At 71.9% G+C, this 1,942-nt stretch carries 1 protein-coding gene; it reads left to right on the top strand.

Annotated features, from left to right (window positions below; all coding sequences use genetic code 11):
* Positions 1 to 1,942: beta strand repeat-containing protein (locus A7A76_RS17455; protein ID WP_206412399.1), on the top strand; the 1,942-nt coding region annotated here is incomplete at both ends.

The raw sequence follows: 1,942 nt of genomic DNA, 5'->3' as shown, positions 1-1,942 counted from the left end.
GAACCTCGGCAACGCGATCAACCTCGGCGCCGGCGCATCGCTCGGCATCGGCGGCGGCAACGACCTGTCGCTGTCGGGGATCATCGGCGGCGCGGGCGGCCTGAACTTCAACGGCACCGGCACCTTGACCCTCGCCGGCGCCAACACCTTCGGCGGCGGCACCACGGTCCAGTCCGGCACGCTCGCGGTGAACGGTTCGCTGCTGTCGCCGACCGTCGTCGACGCCGGCGCCACGCTCACCGGCACCGGCACCCTCGGCAACGTGACGGTCAACGGCGCGCTCAACGCGGGCAGCATCGGCGCGGCCGGCACCCTGACCGTGGGATCGCTGTTCCTCGGCAGCGGCGCGACGCTCAACTACGACCTCGGCGTCGCCGGCGGCGTCAACGACCGGATCGTCGTCAACGGCAACCTCACCCTCGACGGCACCCTCAACGTCAACAACCTCGGCGGATTCGGGCCGGGCGTGTATCAGTTGATCGGCTACACCGGCACCCTGGACGACCGCGGACTGCTGCTCGGCGCGCTGCCGGGGCCGTTCACGCCGGACAGCGTGCAGGTGCAGACGGGGGTCGCGAACCAGATCAACCTCGCCGTCAACGCCGGCGCCGTCGTGCAGTTCTGGGACGGCATCAACCTGCTGCCCAACGGCAGCGTCGACGGCGGCGCGGGCGTCTGGACCGCGGCGCCGACGCCGAACTGGACCAACGTCAACGGCACCGCCAACAGCGGTTGGGTGAACGGCGCGTTCGCCGTGTTCCAGGGCACGGCAGGCGTGGTGACCGTCGTCGGCCCGGTGGGTTTCAGCGGCTTGCAGTTCGCCTCCAACGGTTACGAGATCGCCGGCGGCCTCGGCGGCACGCTCACCACCGACACCGCCAGCACGATCATCCGCGTCGACGCGGGGATGACCGGAACCATTTCGGCGCAGATCTCGGGCACCGGCGGGCTGGTGAAGAACGACACCGGGACGCTGGTGCTCGCCGGCGCCAACAACTTCACCGGCGGCGTCGATCTCAACGCCGGCAACCTGGTGCTGGGCAATGCGGGCGCGCTCGGCAGCGGCTCGCTGGATGTCCTGGGCAATGCGGGCCTCAGCGCCAGCGTCGCCGGCTTGAACCTCGGCAATGCGATCAACCTCGGCGGCGGCGTCGCGCTCGACATCGGCGGCGGCAACGGCCTGACCCTGTCGGGCGTCGTCGGCGGCGCGGGCGGGTTGAACTTCAGCGGCACCGGCACGCTCGCGCTCAACGGCGCCAACACGTTCGGCGGCGGCGTCGGCCTGACCGGCGGCGGCAATCTGAGCCTCGGCAATGCCGGCGCGCTGGGCACCGGCGCGTTGAACGTGTCGGGTCTCGGCGGCAGCCTCAGCGCCGGCGTTTCCGGCCTGAACCTCGGCAACGCGATCAACCTCGGCGGCGGTGCGGCGCTCGGCATCGGCGGCGCGAACGATCTGTCGCTGTCCGGCAACATCGGCGGCGCCGGCGGCCTGAACTTCGGCGGTACCGGCACGCTCGCGCTCAACGGCGCGAACAGCTTCGGCGGCGGCCTCGGCCTCAGCGGCGGCGGTAATCTGAGCCTCGGCAATGCCGGCGCGCTGGGTACGGGCGCGTTGAACGTGTCGGGCCTCGGCGGCAACCTCAGCGCCGGCGTTTCCGGCCTGAACCTCGGCAATGCGATCAACCTCGGCGCCGGCGCGGCGCTAGGCATCGGCGGCGCCAACGACCTGGCCTTGTCCGGCAGCATCGGCGGCGCGGGCGGCCTGAACTTCGGCGGCACCGGTACGCTTGCGCTCAACGGCGCGAACAGCTTCGGCGGCGGCCTCGGCCTGACCGGCGGCGGCAACCTGAGCCTCGGCAACGCGGCTGCGTTGGGTACGGGCGCGTTGAACGTGTCGGGCCTGGGCGGCAACCTCAGCGCCGGCGTTTCCGGCCTGAACCTC

Origin of the sequence: Lysobacter enzymogenes, from assembly GCF_017168095.1 — a bacterium.
GTDB classification, from domain to species: Bacteria; Pseudomonadota; Gammaproteobacteria; order Xanthomonadales; family Xanthomonadaceae; genus Lysobacter; species Lysobacter enzymogenes_D.
Note: the sequence above shows the minus strand (reverse complement) of the source record. Positions and strands in the feature narration are given on the sequence as shown.